The 18,931-nt window shown below is 60.4% G+C and carries 14 protein-coding genes; 9 read left to right on the top strand and 5 right to left on the bottom strand.

Going from position 1 to position 18,931, the window contains the following annotated elements:
• Positions 1 to 25 precede the first annotated feature (25 nt).
• Positions 26 to 4,810: an NAD-glutamate dehydrogenase gene (locus C0V73_RS17080; RefSeq protein ID WP_102021180.1), complete on the bottom strand. Its 4,785-nt coding sequence runs from the start codon at positions 4,808 to 4,810 to the stop codon at positions 26 to 28.
• A 188-nt stretch (positions 4,811 to 4,998) separates the two neighbouring features.
• Here C0V73_RS17080 and pdxY point away from each other — a divergent pair, with 188 nt between their 5' ends.
• Both pdxY and C0V73_RS17070 read left to right on the top strand, forming a co-directional pair.
• Complete coding sequence (gene pdxY / locus C0V73_RS17075) at positions 4,999 to 5,883, top strand: pyridoxal kinase PdxY (protein WP_102021179.1); 885 nt, start codon at positions 4,999 to 5,001, stop codon at positions 5,881 to 5,883.
• A gap of 62 nt (positions 5,884 to 5,945) precedes the next feature.
• Complete coding sequence (locus tag C0V73_RS17070; RefSeq protein WP_102021178.1) at positions 5,946 to 6,599, top strand: carbonic anhydrase; 654 nt, start codon at positions 5,946 to 5,948, stop codon at positions 6,597 to 6,599.
• A gap of 68 nt (positions 6,600 to 6,667) precedes the next feature.
• Here C0V73_RS17070 and C0V73_RS17065 read toward each other — a convergent pair whose 3' ends face one another.
• Together C0V73_RS17065 and C0V73_RS17060 are read right to left on the bottom strand one after the other, a co-directional pair.
• Positions 6,668 to 7,489, bottom strand: a complete 822-nt coding sequence (locus C0V73_RS17065) for a lytic transglycosylase domain-containing protein (RefSeq protein ID WP_102021285.1) — start codon at positions 7,487 to 7,489, stop codon at positions 6,668 to 6,670.
• 179 nt (positions 7,490 to 7,668) lie between these two features.
• Positions 7,669 to 8,700 carry an aspartate-semialdehyde dehydrogenase gene (locus C0V73_RS17060; protein ID WP_102021177.1) on the bottom strand — a complete coding sequence of 344 codons (1,032 nt, stop codon included), beginning with the start codon at positions 8,698 to 8,700 and terminating at the stop codon, positions 7,669 to 7,671.
• A gap of 411 nt (positions 8,701 to 9,111) precedes the next feature.
• Between C0V73_RS17060 and C0V73_RS17055 the strand changes: the two genes are divergently transcribed.
• Positions 9,112 to 9,663 carry a GNAT family N-acetyltransferase gene (locus C0V73_RS17055; RefSeq protein WP_102021176.1) on the top strand — a complete coding sequence of 184 codons (552 nt, stop codon included), beginning with the start codon at positions 9,112 to 9,114 and terminating at the stop codon, positions 9,661 to 9,663.
• A gap of 3 nt (positions 9,664 to 9,666) precedes the next feature.
• Here the strand turns inward: C0V73_RS17055 and C0V73_RS17050 are convergent, their stop codons facing one another.
• A complete protein-coding gene (locus C0V73_RS17050) occupies positions 9,667 to 10,065 on the bottom strand; it encodes a DUF2794 domain-containing protein (RefSeq protein WP_102021175.1) in 399 nt (132 codons plus the stop codon).
• A gap of 103 nt (positions 10,066 to 10,168) precedes the next feature.
• A complete protein-coding gene (locus tag C0V73_RS17045) occupies positions 10,169 to 11,107 on the bottom strand; it encodes a LysR family transcriptional regulator (RefSeq protein WP_102021174.1) in 939 nt (312 codons plus the stop codon).
• Between the two features lie 171 nt (positions 11,108 to 11,278).
• Between C0V73_RS17045 and chvE the strand changes: the two genes are divergently transcribed.
• The 6 genes from chvE (at position 11,279) to C0V73_RS17015 (ending at position 18,928) form a co-directional block, all read left to right on the top strand.
• Positions 11,279 to 12,349, top strand: a complete 1,071-nt coding sequence (chvE, locus tag C0V73_RS17040; RefSeq protein WP_102021173.1) for a multiple monosaccharide ABC transporter substrate-binding protein — start codon at positions 11,279 to 11,281, stop codon at positions 12,347 to 12,349.
• A gap of 120 nt (positions 12,350 to 12,469) precedes the next feature.
• Positions 12,470 to 14,005: a multiple monosaccharide ABC transporter ATP-binding protein gene (gene mmsA / locus C0V73_RS17035; RefSeq protein WP_102021172.1), complete on the top strand. Its 1,536-nt coding sequence runs from the start codon at positions 12,470 to 12,472 to the stop codon at positions 14,003 to 14,005.
• A complete protein-coding gene (gene mmsB / locus C0V73_RS17030; RefSeq protein WP_102021171.1) occupies positions 14,005 to 15,216 on the top strand; it encodes a multiple monosaccharide ABC transporter permease in 1,212 nt (403 codons plus the stop codon). The genes mmsA and mmsB overlap by 1 nt, the downstream gene beginning before the upstream one ends.
• A gap of 10 nt (positions 15,217 to 15,226) precedes the next feature.
• A complete protein-coding gene (gene araD1 / locus C0V73_RS17025) occupies positions 15,227 to 16,192 on the top strand; it encodes an AraD1 family protein (protein WP_102021170.1) in 966 nt (321 codons plus the stop codon).
• Between the two features lie 49 nt (positions 16,193 to 16,241).
• Positions 16,242 to 17,987 carry an L-arabinonate dehydratase gene (araD, locus tag C0V73_RS17020; RefSeq protein WP_102021169.1) on the top strand — a complete coding sequence of 582 codons (1,746 nt, stop codon included), beginning with the start codon at positions 16,242 to 16,244 and terminating at the stop codon, positions 17,985 to 17,987.
• A gap of 11 nt (positions 17,988 to 17,998) precedes the next feature.
• The gene (locus tag C0V73_RS17015; protein WP_102021168.1) at positions 17,999 to 18,928 is read left to right on the top strand and encodes a Gfo/Idh/MocA family oxidoreductase; all 930 of its coding nucleotides are present in this window, start codon (positions 17,999 to 18,001) and stop codon (positions 18,926 to 18,928) included.
• Positions 18,929 to 18,931: the final 3 nt, after the last annotated feature.

Below are 18,931 nucleotides of genomic sequence, written 5' to 3'. Positions count from 1 at the left end.
ACAGGCTATCAGGCCCGCGACAGTGTCACCTCACATGCTCTTGTGCAAGATCACCCAAAAGGCCGGCAGCGACCGCCAGTTTGGAAATGCTCGGCTCGCCGCTGTCGACGATCGAGGCCAGTTCCTTGCCGATGCGCTCCACACGGGTCTTGTCCGTCGCAATCCAGGCCTGAACCGGCTGGGCGTCCTTGCCGTGGCTGGTCAGAGCCGCGCAAACGATCTGCCGGCGTGCCTGGCCGATCCGGTCCAGGCTGCGTGTCAGAGCCAGGCTGTCGTAGTGGTCGGTCGTCTGGATGCGGCCTGCATTTTCGATGATACGTCCGATCCGGAACGCTTCGGAGACCGCGAAGAAGCCACGCATCGCCGAGTCGAAGTCTGCTCCTGTTCTTTCCGCGATCTGCAGGATCTCCGGCAGAAGCTGCATGGTCTGCAGGTTGACGACGTCTGCCGCCAGTGCTGCCGGTGCGCCAGCTTCGGTCAATTCCGTGATCTGGTCGTCGAAATGCTGCCGGAGCGCGGCTGGCAAGGCTTTCTTGAACACTGGGGACGCTGCCGAAACAGCGGCCGTCAGTTGGGACACGGCATCGCCGACCGATCCCTTGACCAGACCTGTGTCGATCAGAAGCCGGGTCATGGCCGTGTAGACGTCCGCAATGATCGCATAGAGCCGGTTCTGCGTCTGACCCGGCATCTTGGCGTCCAGCGCGTCGATCTTGTCCCAGAGAGAAGATAGACCAAGGGCGTCGCGCGTTACCAGAGCGGCCTTGACGGCTTCATCCGGGGCGCTGCCCGTCGCATCGCAAACCGAAACCACGAAGCCCGGGCCTCCGCGGTTGATCGCGTGGTTGGCGAGAACCGTTGCAATAATCTCCCGGCGCAGGCGGTGGCCGGCGATGTCATTCGCGAAGGCCTTGCGCATGGCTGCCGGGAAGTAATTGGCGAGCGTCGTCTCGCAATAGGGATCGTCCGGCAGATCCGACTCGATCAACTGGTCGAAGAGCACGATCTTCGCATAGGACAGGAGCACACCGATTTCCGGGCGGGTAAGTGCCTTGCCGGAAACATAGCGTTCTGCGACGGCAGCAGAATCCGGCAGCATCTCGACCTTTCGGTTGAGACGCCCCATGCCTTCGAGATAGTCCATCAGCCGGCTCAGTTCCTCCCGGTTGCCGGCGCCCTTGGCTTCGGTCAGGGAGATGGCCAGAGACTGCAGATAGTTGTTGCGCAGCACGAGGCCCGCCACTTCATCCGTCATCTCGGCCAGCAGCACGTTGCGCTTCTCGCGGGGCAAGCGGCCATCCTGCATGGCAGGGCTCAGCGCAATCTTGATGTTCACCTCCACGTCGGACGAATTCACGCCGGCCGAGTTGTCGATCGCGTCGGAATTGCAGCGTCCGCCGTTCAATGCATAGGCAATACGGCCCTTCTGCGTGACACCCAGGTTGGCACCCTCGCCGATCACCTTGGCGCGCACGTCGGTGCCATTGATACGGATCGCGTCATTGGCCCGGTCGCCGACTTCGGCATCCGTTTCCGCAGCGGCCTTGATGTAAGTGCCGATACCGCCGAACCAGAGTAGGTCGACCGGTGCCTTCAGGATGGCCGTCATGATGTCCATCGGTGTCGCGGTCGTTGTTTCAAGCCCGATGGCAGCTGCGGCTTCAGGCGTGAGTTTGACGGACTTCTCGGCGCGAGAAATGATCATTGCGCCTGCCGATAGGGTGGACTTGTCGTAGTCCTGCCAGCTGGAGCGCTGCAGGTTGAACATGCGCTTGCGCTCCGCAAACGAGATCGCCGGATCCGGATTGGGGTCGATCACGATGTCGCGGTGGTCGAAGGCAGCGATCAGCCTGATCTTTTCCGACAGCAGCATGCCGTTGCCGAAGACGTCACCCGACATGTCGCCAACGCCTGCCACGGTGAAAGGCGTTGTCTGGATGTCTATGTCGATCTCGCGGAAGTGACGCTTCACCGTCTCCCAGCCGCCGCGGGCCGTGATGCCCATTTTCTTGTGGTCGTAACCAGCAGAACCACCCGAAGCGAAAGCATCGTCCAGCCAGAAGCCGGCTGCCTGGGCCAGACCATTTGCCGTGTCGGAGAAGGTCGCCGTGCCCTTGTCGGCTGCCACGACGAAATAGGGATCGTCACCATCCGGGCGCAGGGTGTCGGCAGGCGGTGAAATCTCGCCCGCGACGATGTTGTCGGTGATCGACAGGAGCGTCCGGATGTATGTCTTGTAGGCCTCCGTCCCGGCGGCGAGCCATGCCTCGCGGTTGGTTTGGGGCGGCAGCAGTTTCGGGAAGAAGCCACCCTTTGCGCCGACGGGAACGATGACCGCATTCTTGACCTGCTGGGCCTTCACCAGGCCCAGCACTTCCGTGCGGTAATCCTGCGCGCGATCCGACCAGCGGAGGCCACCACGGGCAACCTTGCCGAAGCGCAGGTGCACGCCTTCCACTTCGACGCCGTAGACGAAGATTTCGCGGAATGGGCGCGGCTCAGGCAGACCTTCGAGCTTGTGGGGATCGAACTTGAAGGCGAGCATCGGACGCTCGCTCTGCTGGTAGCCCTTCTGGAAGAAGTTGGTGCGCAGCGTCGCTTCGATCGCATTGATGTAGCGACGCAAAATGCGGTCTTCGTCCAGGCTCTTGACGTCGGTCAGCCTGCTTTCCAGCGTTTGGAGAAGCTCTGCGTGACGGCTCTTCCGGGTTTTCTCCGCCACGGCAACGTCGAAGCGATTGCGGAAAAGCGCCACCAGATCCGAGGCGATGGCCGGATGCTTGGTCAGCGTTTCTGCCATGTAGGTCAGCGAATAGACCGCGCCTGCCTGACGAAGATAGGCGGCATAGGCTCTCAGCACCGATGCCTCGCGGGCGCTTACGCCGGCAGCGAGGATCAGACGGTTGAAAGCGTCGTTGTCGACCGCACCGGTGAAGGCGGCGAGGAATGCTTCCTCCACCTGGCTGCCGTGCAGCTTGTTGTCGAAGTTCACGCCCTCTGGGATCTGGAGTTCCATGTCGTGCAGGACGATCGCTTGCTGCTCTTCGGAGCCCGCGATGTCGATATCGAATGTGCGCTCGCTGATCACGCGGAAGCCGAGGTTTTCAAGCAAGGGCACGCGCCTGGAGAGCGGCAGGTGGTCGCCCGCATGGAAGATCTTCAGATAGAGCAGTGGCCCGTCTTCAGCCGCGACCTGGTGGAACTCGAGCGAGAGCGGAGCACCGGCCATGCAGGCCTTGATATGCTTCAGGTCGCTGACCGCTTCCTCAGGCGTGAAGGCTTCCTGGAAAGCCTGCCCGACTTCGAGCGTCGGGGCACCGGTGCCGGCGAGTGCCGCGAAACGATCCGTCCAGCGGGCCGTGATTTCGCGGACAGCGTCTTCAAGGGTCTGCTGCGGGATCTGAGGCGTTTCGCCTTCCCGACGACCGATGATGATATGGACGCGCGCTACGCCGCCTTCAGGGAAGGCCGGGTAGAAGGCTGACACATGCCCCTTGTAGACGGATTGGAAATAGAGCCCGATCTTCTCGCGGACCATGGAGTTGTAGTCTTCGCGCGGCACATAGACGATCAGGGAGACGAAACGGTCGAAATGATCGATGCGCGGCAGAACGCGGACGCGGGGGCGTTCAGAGAGGTCGTTGATCTGTTCGCAGAATTTGGCCAGGAGATCCGGTGTAATCTGGAAGAGGTCGTCGCGAGGATAGTTCTCGAGCGTATTCTGCAGCATGCGGCCTGAATGGCTGCGGGGGTCGAAATCGAAGTGGGATACCACTTTCTCGACCTTGGCGCGCAGGAGCGGGATCTGATTGACCGAGCGCGTGTAGGCCGTGGCGGTAAAGAGGCCGACGATGCGCAATTCGCCTATGACCTTGCCGTTCGGACCGAAACGCTTGATGCCGACATAGTCCATATAGGCGCGGCGATGGACGACGGATTTGACGTTGGCCTTCGTGACGATCAGATAGTCCGGTCCCTGCAGGAAGGCCAGAATTTCGGGCGTGGTCGTCACATGGTTCTGACCCTGGCGAAGGACGAGCACGCTGGGATCCGACAGAATGCCGAGGCCGCTTCCCTTGTCGCGTTCCACCGTGGCTTCGGCGCCTTCACCGGAATAGACGTATTCCCGCATGCCAAGGAAGGTGAAATTGTTGTTGCGCAGCCATTCGAGGAAGGCGACTGCCTCGTCGCGCTCTGCTTCGCTTCTTCCGGCCGAGAGATCTCGCAGCTCCGAGAGCGTCCTCTCCAGGAGGTTAAGCATCGGCTTCCAGTCGGTGGCGGCCATCTTGACCTGGCCCAACACGTGCTGAAGCCTTTGGACAAGCTCGGCGGATTGCTCCGCCGTGAGCGGTGCCAGATGAAGCTGGATGTAGCTTACCTTAATTGCGCCTTCCGGATCCGAATCCGGGTTCGACAGCGAGATGTCGCCTCGTGGTGTCACAGCCAGGATAGGATGCACTGCCATGTAGATGTCGCGGTAGTGGCTGGTGACCTCACCCATCAACGAATCGTAGAGGAAAGACTTGTTGTGATCGACGATGGAGAGAACGCTGACGGGAATGCCGCTGGGGCTGACACCTTCGATCGTCTCGATGCGGATATGCGGTGTCTGGCGATCCCAGGCAGCAATGTCGGTGGCCGCTCGGACCGATGCGCGCGCAAGCATCGCTTCGTCGTAGCGGTTGACGTCGTCGTTGCTGGCCCTGCTGAAAATGACCGTTGGCGGGACAAATGCATGGTCGAGCCTGCGAGCCTCCTCCGTTGCCCTCTCCAGAAGCTCCTCGCGCTTCGTTTTCCCAGTCACGCCCATTGACCCCTCCGTAGCTCGCGTCGTTTCGCGTAATGTTCCCGCAAATGATTTGCGAAATTATGTATGGAACAGGAATATAAAGAATTCGGGCAAAAATATGCGGCCAGATTTATGTGATCCGAGAAATTTTCACACGGATTGGTCCTTGAACGCTTCGAATGCCGGATTTGAGAAGGGAATCACGCAAAATGCACGAAATAGCCAGGGGTGCTGTTATCGTCATATCCAGCCATGTTGTCCGCGGATCGGTCGGAAATCGAGCCGCGGTATTCGCTCTGGAGGTCCTCGGTCATCCCGTCTGGGCACTTCCGACCATCGTCCTTCCCTGGCATCCGGGGCACGGACCGGCCACGCGGTTGCGGTTTCCGGACGATGATTTCGAGAGTGCCATCGACGATCTGATCCGGTCTCCGTGGCTCGGTGAAGTCTCTGCGATCCTGACTGGATATTTCGGCAGTCCACGGCAGCCGGCGGCAGTGGCGCGATTGGTCCAGGCTGCCAAAGAGCGCAATCCGCAACTCACCTATGTCTGCGATCCCGTTATGGGGGATCTGGGCGGATTGTACATACCCGTCGAAACCGCAACTGCCATCCGTGATCACCTGATCCCGATCGCAGATATTGCGACCCCCAACCGATACGAACTTCAATGGATGGTCGGCGGTGAATTGCTGAGCAATCAGCAGATCATCGACGCCGCGCTGTCTCTCGGACCGAAGCACATGCTGGTCACCTCAGCCGTGCCGATGATGGCTGGAGGTACGGGCAATCTCCTGCTCAGCGGCCGCTCCGCGCTTCTGGCCGAGCACAGGCTGATCGACAATCCGCCGAATGGACTGGGCGATCTACTGGCGGCCGTCTTCCTTGCCCGCCTGCTCGACGGTGTCGATGAAGAGACCGCGCTTCGCACTGCGACAGCCAGTGTCTTCGAGATCCTGGCCCGCACCGCCAAACGGGGAGGAGACGAACTTGCCTTGGAAAGCGATGCGTCCAGCCTGTCTACGCCTATGGCAATGGTGCAGATGCGCCGGCTCATGCATCCGGCACAGCGCAAGCCCGTGCGCTCAGACTGATCGCTCAGGCAAACCTTGTTCCCGGTGTTGCAACGGCTGGTCACGCGCTGTAATCGGTAACAATGACCAGTTTTCCTCCCGCACTCCTCAACGGCTACCGCAACTTCATGGGTGGCCGCTACCAAGATCAGCGTGATCGTTACCGGGTTCTCGCCGAGCAGGGGCAGAAGCCCAATACGCTGGTGGTTGCCTGTTGCGACTCCAGAGCCGCTCCGGAAGTGATCTTCGATTCCATTCCGGGCGAACTCTTCGTGGTGCGCAATGTCGCGAACATGGTGCCGCCCTACGAGCCGGACGGGCAGTACCATTCGACATCTGCGGCGCTTGAGTTTGCCGTGCAGGCGCTGAGGGTCCAGGACATCATTGTCATGGGCCATGGTCGTTGCGGCGGTATTCGGGCCGCATTGGATCCGAACGCGGAGCCTCTGTCCCCGGGCGATTTCATCGGGAAATGGATGAACCTTCTGGCGCCTGCCGCCGAGCAGATCCAGGGCAATGCCAACATGACCCCTGCGGAACGGCAGACAGCGCTCGAGCGCATCTCGATCCGCAATTCGATTGCGAACCTGCGGACCTTCCCGTGTGTGAAGATCCTGGAAGAGCGGGGGAAGCTGCGCATTCATGGCGCATGGTTCGACATCAGCAATGGCGAGCTCTGGCTGATGGATCCGAAGAGCCAGGATTTTGCCCGACTGGATGTAGACGCGGCTGCCTGACGGCGGGTGCTCTGTCTTACATCTCTGAGTGATTATGCGGCGGCCCATGAGCCACCGCATTGCGTTTCTTATTCTGCGTCGATTCGGGCCGCGATATGGGCAATGGCCTGCTGGTAGACGGTCGCAGCGTTCCAGCCCTGAATAGCGACGAAGTTTGGCTCGCCCTGCTGGTAGCCGGCGCCAGGCTGCCAGCCATGGCCGCGCAGGAAGTTCGCGGTCGATGCAAGCGCGTCGGCGCGCGAACGCACCATGTCGATATGGCCGTCGCCATCGCCGTCTACACCGTAGCGGACGACGTTGCGCGGCAGGAACTGGGTCTGGCCGATTTCGCCATGGGCTGCGCCCTTGGCGTTCACGTCGAGATTGCCGGCCTGCACGAGCTCCAGAGCGGCGTAGAACTGATCGGTGAAGAACTCGCTGCGGCGGCAGTCAAACGCCAGAGTCGCAACAGCCGACAGGGTGTGCTCCTTGCCGAGGAAGGAGCCGAAGCCGGTCTCCATGCCCCAAATGGCGATCAGCGGTCCTGCAGGCACGCCATAGCGCTGTTCAAGACGGGAGAACAAAGCCGCGTTGTTCTTCTTCATCGTCTTGCCGCGATTGATGATCGTCTGACCGCCGCGCTTCTGCATGAACTGATCGAAGGAGAGCTTGAAACTCTTCTGGCCACGGTCAGCGCTGATCGTGCTGCGGCTGTAGCTCACGCTCGAAAAGACCTTGTCGAGCATGCGCGGGCTGAAGCCCTGGCCTTCGGCCTGCTGCTTGAAGGCAGCAGCCCATTCCTCAAAGCCGGCGGATGTATTGCTGCAAGCGGCCGCTGCTGCGGATTGCGTGCCGGCCAGTAGGGCGACCACGGAAACCAGGGCTGCCGACAGAGTGGATGTCAGTCGCATTGATGCCTCATAACGGACTTTGAATGGGTACGAATCGGCGGCACCATGCCAGTGAAAGCGGATGCTGTCATCCATCTCACGCTAATGTATGGCGCCCGACCTCTCAAATCGGATCACTTTCAGCTGAAAGGTCCGGCTGAGGCTCCCGGGCCGAACCCGGAAGCCTCAGGATTGTTGTCTTAGGCGGTGGCGCGCGGCTTGATCAGCCCGCGATTGACCAGAAGCTCAGCAATCTGGATCGCGTTCAGAGCAGCGCCCTTACGCAGGTTGTCGGAGACGACCCACATGTTGAGGCCGTTTTCGACAGTTGCGTCTTCGCGGATACGCGAGATGTAGGTCGCGTCTTCGCCGGCGCATTCGAGCGGGGTGATGTAGCCGCCGTTCTCATGCTTGTCGATGACCAGGCAACCCGGGGCGTCGCGCAGGATGTCGCGGGCCTGATCGGCGGTGATTTCGTTTTCGAACTCGATGTTGACCGATTCCGAATGACCGATGAAGACCGGTACGCGCACGGCCGTGCAGGTCACCTTGATCTTCGGATCGAGCATCTTCTTGGTTTCGGCCAGGACCTTCCACTCTTCCTTCGTGTAGCCGTCTTCCATGAAGCTATCGATATGCGGGATGACGTTGAAGGCGATGCGCTTGGTGAACTTCTTGGCTTCCACCGGGTCGGCCACGAAGACAGCGCGGGTCTGGGTGAAGAGTTCGTCCATGCCTTCCTTGCCGGCGCCCGATACGGACTGGTAGGTCGAGACCACCACGCGCTTGATCTTCGCGAAATCATGCAGCGGCTTCAGCGCGACGACCAGCTGGGCAGTCGAGCAATTCGGGTTGGCGATGATGTTCTTCTTCTTGAATCCGGCAATGGCGTCCGGATTGACCTCAGGCACGATGAGCGGCACTTCGGAATCGTAGCGCCACGCCGAGGAGTTATCGATGACGACGCAGCCCTGCGCGCCGATCTTCGGCGACCACTTCTGGGAGATCGTGCCGCCGGCCGACATCAGGCAAATGTCGGTGTCGGAAAAATCATAATTGTCGAGGTTGGAAACCTTCAGAACCTTGTCGCCGAAGGAGACTTCGGTGCCCTGCGAACGGGCCGAGGCAAGCGCCACGACTTCCGATGCCGGGAATCCGCGTTCGGAAAGGATGTTCAGCATTTCGCGACCGACATTACCGGTGGCGCCTACGACTGCAATCTTGAAACCCATGTCAATGCTCTCTTTCTGTCTCTCCGCGGATGGTGAGGGGGAAGCTCGCGACAGAACGCAACCTTCCTTGTCCCCGGCCGTGCCGGGGAGAGAGCGGTGGCCGAAGACGTCAGACGGTTTTCGTCGTCGTTTTGGCCTTGGTCGTGGATGCAAGAGAATGGCATGCGCCGCCGGCAGCAGACTGCTGCAGGAGGTGGAAGACCGCAATGGGTTGCCCGAAAGCGTGCATGGACCGAATTCCTCTTCGCGGCGAGGGATTACAAGGTTTTCAGCGTGAGTCAAGCCGACAGGCCGCCGGCTTTGGCGAAAAGCGAATGTCGCTTGGCCGATCGCCGTGTCACCGTGACACCCAAAGGCTTGTCTGCCCCCTTTCGTCATGGAAATAAGGACCATTCCGAACGGAGCAACTGCATGAGCCTCTACATACGCGACCTGACCCCCGACGATCTTTCAGAGGTCACGTTAATCTATGCCGATGCGGTCGCGAACGGGACGGCGAGCTACGAGCTCGTGCCTCCCGATCTTTCGGAGATGACCGAGAGATATCAGGCGCTCAAGGCAAAGGGCTACCCCTACCTGGCGGCTGTCGATGAGCAAGGTTCTTTGGCGGGTTATGCCTATACTTCGGCCTTCCGGACGCGTCCGGCCTATCGATGGCTGGTGGAGGATTCCATCTACATCCATCCATCTGCGCGTGGCCGTGGCGTGGGAAAGGCCTTGCTGAACGCGCTACTCGACCGCTGCGAAAAAGCGGGCTTCCGACAGATGGTCGCGGTGATCGGCGGTGCCAGCGAGGCATCGATGGCGGTTCATCGCAGCTGTGGTTTCGAGTTTTCGGGCAGAATGGTGGGCACCGGATTCAAGCACGGGCTTTGGCTCGATACCGTCTTCATGCAGAAGGCGTTGGGTGAGGGCAATACGACCTTGCCCGATCTTTCGACCTATCCTGGCGTCATGCCTTAAACTTCAGTCCAAAGCTTTCAGCGCCTTGTCGAAGACCTTCAGAACTTGGCGGAGGTCATGCCCACGCTTGAGAATCCGTCCGTCCGTGCCGACCACGGAGAAGGCCCCCTGCTTGGCTGCGAGTTTCGGGTTCTTCTCGATCCGGTAGAGCGGATATTCGCCCGACCGTTTGAAGACGGAGAACACCGCCTTGTCCTTCATGTGATCGATCGCGTAGTCGCGCCACTCGCCTTCTCCGACCATGCGGCCGTAGATCCAGAGGATGGCGTCGAGTTCGCGACGGTGAAAGGTGACGGGTAGAGGGTCGAGCGATTGTCTGTAGACACCCAGGTCGACAACGGGAGTGGCGCTTCTGTCTGCCCCCTCGTCGTCGCGGCGCTGCCCTTCCGGCTGCTCTGTCATCAATGCTCCACGAGCTCCGATTCATGACGGATGGGTGACAGTGTGCCTGACATGCCCGAAATTGCAAGCTTCGACGGGCAGGCTCTGCCCCTGGCTGGCCCGATCAGCGGCTTCGGCTGAGGAAGTGGCCAAGCAAAAGTTCGCGCAGGCGTGCTGCGATCGGCGACAGACGTTTACCGCTTAAGGTGATGAGGTGATACGGCGTCACCTCGATCGGTGTGTCCAGTCTGAGCGTCGTCAGATCGCCGACTGGCGTCTGGCGACAGAGAAGGTCTGAAACCTCCCTCGACATCGGCGCGATCGCGTTCGACGAGGCGAGCATGGCAATCATCACCAGCAGCGAGGTCGTGTTGACGATATTGCGCGGGATCGGCGCCCCTTCCTCGATGAAGACATTCTCGACCGCCTGACGCAGAGGTGTGCCAGGGGCCTGCATCACCCAGGGGAAATGTGTCATGTCCGATATGTTCAGCCGGTCGACATTGACCAGGGGATGGCTGCGGTGGACGACGATCTCCACCTCTTCCATGGTTGCCCCTTCGACATGAAACTGCCTTGCGTCGATGCCCGCGGGGATACGCCCCAGGACAAAGTCGTACTGGCCAGACAGGAGGTCCCGGATCATTTCGCCGCTGGGGGCGACATCGACGTGAATGTCGACGGTCGAGGCTTCTGCCTTCAGGGCGCGAATGGCGGGAACGACGTGCCCGACGGCGCCGCCCGTGACCGCGCCGATCCTGACCTTGCCGGTCAAACCCCGCTGGATGGCTTCGACTTCTCTTGCCGCTTCGCGCATTTCCTCAAGCACGTTCAAAGCCCGGCGCGCGAGCGCGCTGCCGACAGCCGTGGGCTCCATGCCCTTTGGCGTGCGGACGAAAATCGGCGAGCCGACATAGCGCTCAATTTCCCCCAACATGCGGGAAGCCGCAGGCTGTGTCAGCGCAAGTGCCTGAGCGGCCAAGCTTAATTGACCGAGCTCCGCGATGGAGCGGATCAGGTTTAAATGCTTGGGCTGCAAACGGTGGATATGAATCTCGGCCATTAAGCACATATCAACTACGGTATGCAGAAAGTCAAAATAATCATTTGATCGGTATATTGGCCACGATAAGACTCGCCACGGAGCTGGGGGCTGCCGTGTCAGCCGTCCGTTCTTGTTTCAGCGAGTGCCAGGAGGAGCTTGGCCTCGCACGGTATGACCAGGGAGGTTACCATGAAGAAACTTGGCGCCCTGATTGCGTCTCTCGCAATCGGCATCGCATCATTCGCGCCCATGTCCTTCGCACAGGACAAGGGTATGGTTGGCATTTCGATGCCGACAAAGACGTCGACCCGCTGGATCTCCGACGGCGAGACCATGGAAAAGCTGTTCAAGGAAGCCGGCTACACCCCGGACCTGCAGTTCGCTGACGACGATATCCCGAACCAGCTCGCCCAGATCGAAAACATGGTCACCAAGGGTGCCAAGGTTCTCGTGATCGGCGCCATCGACGGCACCACGCTTTCCGACATCCTGCAGAAGGCTGCCGATGCTGGCGTCAAGGTCATCGCTTATGACCGTCTGATCCGCGATTCCGGCAACGTCGACTACTACGCCACCTTCGACAACTTCCAGGTTGGCGTTCTCCAGGCAACCAGCCTCGTTGACGGCCTGAAGGCGAAGTTCCCGGACACCAAGCCGTGGAACGTCGAACTCTTCGGCGGCTCGCCGGACGACAACAACGCCTTCTTCTTCTACGATGGCGCAATGTCGGTTCTGCAGCCCCTGATCGACAGCGGCGACATCGTCGTCAAGTCGGGCCAGATGGGCATGGACCAGGTTGGTACGCTGCGTTGGGACGGCACTGTCGCACAGGCTCGTATGGAAAACCTGCTCTCCTCGACCTACACCGAAGACAAGCTGCACGGCGCTCTTTCGCCGTATGACGGTCTCTCGATCGGTATCCTGTCTGCTCTGAAGGGCGTTGGTTACGGTTCGGGCGACATGGTCATGCCGGTCGTTACCGGTCAGGACGCCGAGCTTCCCTCGATCAAGTCGATGCTTGCCGACGAGCAGTACTCGACCGTGTTCAAGGACACCCGCGAACTCGCCAAGGTCGCTGTTTCCATGGTTGACGCCATCATGGGCGGCAAGGCTCCGGAGATCAACGACGAGAAGACCTACAACAACGGTGTGAAGGTCGTTCCGTCCTACCTGCTGAAGCCTGTCGCTCTCGACAAGGCCAATGCCAAGGAAGTTCTCGTCGGCGCTGGCTACTACACCGCCGAGCAGATCGACAACTGATCCTTCGGATCGCATCCGGGTCCGCGACATGTCGCGGACCCATTTTCTATACGCATTGAGGGAGCTCGCGCCTCCAGCTGGATCTTTCGGGATCGCTGGCCTGGCGCCGGAATTCTGCACATGGACAACATCATTCTCGAGATGCGCGGCATCACAAAGACATTTCCCGGCGTGAAAGCGCTGGACAATGTCAGCTTCAAGGTGCGCGAGGGCGAGATCCACGCGCTGGTCGGCGAAAATGGCGCCGGCAAGTCCACGCTGATGAAGGTCCTGAGCGGTGTCTATCCCGCCGGTACCTATGACGGCGACATCTTCTACGACGGCGAAGTCCGTCGCTTCGGCCGGATCTCCGACAGCGAAGAACTCGGCATCATCATCATTCACCAGGAACTGGCTCTCGTGCCGCTCCTGTCGATCGCCGAGAACATCTTCCTCGGCAATGAAATCGCCCAGAACGGCGTGATCCACTGGCCCCAGACATTTGCGCGGACGAAAGAGCTGCTGGCAAAGGTCGGCCTGAAGGACGCGCCTTCGACACGCATCACCGACATCGGTGTCGGCAAGCAGCAGCTGGTCGAAATCGCCAAGGCCCTGTCGAAGAAGGTTCGCCTGCTGATCCTCGACGAGCCGACCGCTTCTCTGAACGAAACGGATTCGGACGCGCTGCTGACGCTGCTCATGGAGTTCCGCAAGCAGGGGATGACGTCGATCATCATCTCCCACAAGTTGAACGAAATCCGCAAGGTTGCAGATCAGATCACCATCCTTCGCGACGGCGGTACGGTCGAAACGCTCGACTGTCACACCCAGGAGATCACGGAAGACCGAATCATCAAGGGCATGGTCGGCCGTGACATGGAAGACCGCTACCCGAAGCGCGACCCCAAGATCGGTGACGTCCTGCTTGAGGTGAAGAACTGGAATGTCTTCCACCAGAACCACCGCGATCGTCAGTTCCTGCACGATGTCGCCTTCAATGTCCGTGCCGGCGAAGTCGTCGGTATTGCGGGCCTGATGGGGGCCGGGCGCACCGAGACGGCGATGAGCATTTTCGGCAAGTCCTGGGGTCACAAGATCACCGGTGACGTCTCGATGCACGGGAAGCCGGTCGATGTTTCGACGATCCCGAAGGCGATCGAGGCCGGTCTTGCCTATGTGACGGAAGACCGGAAGCACCTCGGTCTCGTGCTGCAGAACAACATCAAGGAAAACACCACGCTCGCCAATCTCAATGGCGTTTCCAGCGGCACGATCATCGATGACCGCAAGGAAGCCAAGGTGGCGTCCGACTATCGCCAGAAGCTTCGGATCCGGTCGCACTCGATCTACCAGGAGGCCGTGAACCTCTCCGGCGGCAACCAGCAGAAGGTTGTTCTGTCGAAGTGGCTGTTCACGAACCCCGAGATCCTGATCCTCGACGAGCCGACGCGCGGCATCGACGTCGGTGCAAAATTCGAAATCTACACTATCATCAACCAGCTTGCCGCCGAAGGTAAGGGCATTCTGATGATCTCGTCGGAAATGCCTGAACTGCTCGGCACCTGCGACCGCATCTACGTCATGAACGAAGGACGCATCGTCGCGGAACTGTCCAAGGAAGAAGCAAGCCAAGAGTCCATCATGCGTGCCATCATGCGCTCTGGGGAGAAACACTAATGGCTATCGACACAAGAACCGAAACCCCCAAGGTCTCCGTAGGCGACTATCTGCGCAACAACATCCGTGAATACGGACTGCTGCTCGCGCTCGTCGTCATCATGCTGCTGTTCCAGTTCCTGACCAACGGCGTTCTGTTCCGTCCGGTCAACATCACCAACCTGGTGCTGCAGAACTCGTTCATCGTCATCATGGCGCTCGGCATGTTGCTGATCATCGTGGCGGGGCATATCGACCTGTCGGTCGGCTCGATCGTCGCCTTCATCGGCGGCATATCAGCCATCATGCTGGTCAAATGGGGCTGGCATTTCTCGCTGGTCGTGCCGCTGTGTCTGGTGCTCGGTGGCGTCATGGGTGCTGCCCAGGGTTACTGGGTCGCCTATCAGAAGATCCCATCCTTCATCGTAACGCTCGCCGGCATGCTGGTTTTCCGCGGCCTGACCTATGTCGTTCTGCAAGGTCGCCCGATCGGTCCCTTCCCGAAGGAATTCACGCTGCTGTCGACCGGCTTCATCCCGGACTTCCTGCCGCTGACGGATGTCGCGACGACCGGCATCGCCAACCACGTTGCGATCATTCTGATCGTGCTGCTCGTCGGTATGGCGATCTATAACGGCATGAAGAACCGCCGCCTGAACGAAGAGCACGGCACCGAAAACGAACCCTTCGTGTTCTTCGCCGTGCAGATGGGCATCATCAGCGCTGTTGCTATCTTCCTCGGCTATCAGCTCGCCACTTATCGCGGCCTGCCGAACGTGCTCGTCGTCATGGGCGTTCTCATCGCGCTTTATTCCTTCGTCACCACGCGCACCACGATCGGTCGCCGTATCTATGCGCTGGGCGGCAATGAGAAGGCTGCGAAGCTTTCCGGTATCAATACCGAAAAGCTGGTGTTCCTGACCTTCGTCAACATGGGCGTGCTTGCGGCTCTCGCCGGCATGATCATCGCGGCTCGCCTCAATTCGGCGACACCGAAGGCGGGCGTCGGCTTCGAGCTCGACGTTATCGCGGCCTGCTTCATCGGCGGTGCCTCGGCGTCCGGCGGCGTTGGCAAGATCACCGGTGCTGTCATCGGCGCCTTCATCATGGGTGTCATGAACAACGGCATGTCGATCATGGGTATCGGCATCGACTACCAGCAGCTCATCAAGGGCCTCGTGCTTTTGGCTGCTGTCTTCTTCGACGTTTACAACAAGAACAAAGCAGTCTGAGGATAGGCTTATGTTTCTCTCGCAATTGAAGACTGGCGGCGTCATCTGCCGCCAGGGTGAGGCCGCGCGCCTTGTCCCAGGTTACAAGACAACTTACGAACTCGCAAAGGCAGCGATTGCTGCCGGCACTGACGTAGCGACCCTCATCGAGAAGCAGGGTGCAGGCGATGCCGTCGATCTCGTCGCTATGGCGGCCGAAGGCAAGCTCGACTGCCCCGTGCGTCATCCGGATCCGGCTCACATGTACCTGACGGGTACGGGCCTGACACATACCGGTTCGGCATCTGCCCGTGACAGCATGCATGCGGATACCGCCGGCATGAGCGATTCGATGAAGATGTTCCGCATGGGCATGGAAGGCGGCAAGCCGAAGCCCGGCGAAATTGGCGTTCAGCCTGAGTGGTTTTACAAGGGCAATGGCTTCAACGCGGTCGCTCCTGGCGAAGATCTCGTCTCGCCATCCTTCGCGCTCGATGGCGGTGAAGAGCCGGAAATGGCTGGCTACTACATCATCGGCGAAGACGGCACCGCGCATCGTCTCGGCTTCTCCGTTGCCAACGAATTCTCCGATCATGTGACCGAGAAGATCAACTACCTCTTCCTCGCGCACTCCAAGCTGCGTCCGGCCTCCTTCGGTCCGGAACTGCGTGTCGGCGCTCTGCCCGACCACGTCGAAGGCATTTCGCGGATCGTGCGCGCTGGCCAGACCGTCTGGGAAAAGCCGTTCCTCTCGGGTGAGGCCAACATGTCCCACACGATCGCAAACCTGGAGTATCACCACTTCAAGTATGCGCTGTTCTGCCAGCCGGGCGATCTGCACGTCCACATGTACGGCACGGCGACGCTTTCCGTGGCTGATGGATTCGTCACGCAGGAAGGCGATGTCTTCGAAATCGAGTCCCCGCAATTCGGTCTCCCACTGCGCAACCGCCTGGCAAAGGCTGCCGCAGAGACCGTCAAGGTGAAGATGCTCTGAGCGGATCGGTCAACCGACCCGCCCATTTCCCAGAGACAGGACGAAAGCCATGAGCAAGTTCAAACCGGCGGCCTGGCCGCGCCAACTGAGATCCCAGCATTGGTATGGCGGGACATCCCGCGACACGATCTATCATCGTGGCTGGATGAAGAACCAGGGCCACCCGCACGACCTCTTCGACGGTCGCCCGGTCATCGGCATCCTGAATACCTGGTCCGACCTCACACCCTGCAACGGCCACCTGCGTGAGCTGGCTGAAAAGGTGAAGGCCGGCGTCTGGGAAGCTGGTGGTTTCCCGGTCGAGATCCCGGTTTTCTCGGCATCCGAAAACACCTTCCGCCCGACGGCGATGATGTACCGCAACCTTGCGGCGCTGGCCGTCGAAGAAGCCATGCGCGGCCAGCCGATCGATGGCGCCGTGCTGCTCGTCGGCTGTGACAAGACGACCCCGTCGCTGGTCATGGCGGCTGCGTCGACCGACCTTCCGTCGATCGTCGTCACCGGTGGCCCGATGCTGAACGGCTATTTCCGCGGCGAGCGCGTCGGTTCCGGCACGCATCTCTGGAAGTTCTCCGAAGCCGTGAAGGCTGGCGAGATGACCCAGGAAGAATTCGTCGAAGCCGAAGCCTCGATGTCCCGCTCCAGCGGTACCTGCAACACGATGGGCACCGCCTCGACCATGGCGTCGATGGTCGAAGCCCTCGGCATGGCACTCTCGGGCAACGCCGCGATCCCGGCTGTCGACAGCCGCCGGAAGGTGATGGCGCAGCTTTCCGGTCGCCGGATCGTGCAGATGGTCAAGGACGACCTGAAGCCGTCCGATATCATGACCAAGGAAGCCTTCGAGAACGCGATCCGCGTCAACGGTGCGATCGGTGGTTCGACCAATGCCGTCGTGCATATCCTAGCTATGGCAGGCCGCGTCGGCATCGATCTGACGCTCGACGACTGGGATCGCCTCGGCCGCGACATCCCGACGATCGTCAACCTGATGCCCTCGGGCAAGTACCTGATGGAAGAGTTCTTCTATGCCGGCGGTTTGCCCGTTGTCATCAAGCGTCTCGGCGAAGCCGGCAAGCTGCACAAGGATGCGCTGACCGTCTCCGGCGAAAGCATCTGGGACGAGGTCAAGGACGTTCGCAACTGGAACGAGGACGTCATCCTGCCGGTCGACAAGGCACTGACCCAGCAGGGCGGTATCGTCGTTCTGCGCGGCAATCTCGCGCCGAAGGGCTGCGTGTTGAAGCCGTCTGCTGCTTCTGCCCATCTGATGAAGCATCGTGGCCGCGCTGTGGTCTTCGAAGACATCGACGACTACAAGGCGAAGATCAACGACGAGGCGCTCGATATCGACGAGACCTGCGTCATGGTGCTGAAGAACTGTGGTCCGCGCGGCTATCCGGGCATGGCCGAAGTCGGCAACATGGGTCTGCCGCCGAAGGTGCTGCGCAAGGGCATCACCGACATGGTCCGCATTTCGGACGCGCGCATGTCCGGCACCGCCTATGGTACCGTTCTCCTGCACACCTCGCCTGAAGCCGCACGTGGCGGACCGCTCGCGATCGTCAAGAATGGTGACTTCATCGAGCTCGACGTCGAATCGCGTCGCATTCACCTCGACATCTCGGAAGAAGAGATGCAGCGCCGTCTCGCGGACTGGCGCCCGTCGGTTGAGCCGCCGGCCAGCGGTTATGCCCGCCTCTTCCACGATCATGTCGAGGGTGCCGATACGGGTGCCGACTTCGACTTCCTGAAGGGCTGCCGCGGTTCGCCGGTCGGCAAGGACGCACACTGAGGACCTTGACGATGGCAGATCGTATTCCGCTCGCGCTTGTCGGTATCGGCAAGATCGCCCGCGACCAGCACATCCCGTCGATCGAAGGCGGTCAGGACTTCGTCGTTGCCGCTGGCGTCAGCCGTCATGGCAAGGTCGAGGGTGCCGAGAACTTCACCGATTTCGATGCGTTTCTGGCCGCGCGCCCTGATATCAAGGTCGTGTCGCTCTGCACCCCGCCTGAAGTGCGTTTCGACATGGCGAAGGCTGCAATTGCAGCAGGCCGCCATGTCCTGATGGAGAAGCCACCGGCCACCACCCTGGGTGAGGCAGAGGCTCTGACCGAGCTTGCTGCCAAGGCTGGCGTGACGTTGTTTGCGACCTGGCACTCGCGCTTTGCGCTCGGTGTCGAGCCCGCCAAGCAGTGGCTTGCCGACAAGGTCATCCAGTCGATCTCGATCGTCTGGAAGGAAGACGTGCGCCGTTGGCATCCCGGCCAGGCCTGGATCTGGGAGCCGGGTGGCTTTGGCGTTTTCGATCCGGGTATCAACGCACTCTCCATCCTGACGGAGATCGTGCCTGGCCACATCATGGTGGAAAAATCCACCCTGGAGTTCCCTGAAAACAAGAAGCAGCCGATCGCCGCTTCCATCGCCATGCGGACCGTCGAAGGCGCGCCAATCACGGCCGAATTCGACTGGCGACAGGAAGGGCCGCAGACGTGGGACATCACAGTCCAGACGAATGCTGGCGAGCTGCGTCTTTCAAAGGGCGGTTCGGAACTCTATATCGGGGGTAAGGAACAGGCGTCCGGCCCGGACCGCGAATATGCGGGAATTTACGAACGCTTCGCCCATCTCATCCGCTCCCGCCAGAGCGATACCGACTATCAGCCGCTGCGCATCGTGGCGGATTCGTTCCTTTGCGGGGAACGAAAAGTCGTCGCTCACTTCGAAGACTGACAT

It is taken from the genome of Rhizobium sp. TH135 (assembly GCF_002855515.1).
Classification (GTDB): Bacteria; Pseudomonadota; Alphaproteobacteria; order Rhizobiales; family Rhizobiaceae; genus Allorhizobium.
The sequence above is the reverse complement of the archived record's forward strand: the minus strand, read 5'-3'. Positions and strand labels throughout refer to the sequence as shown.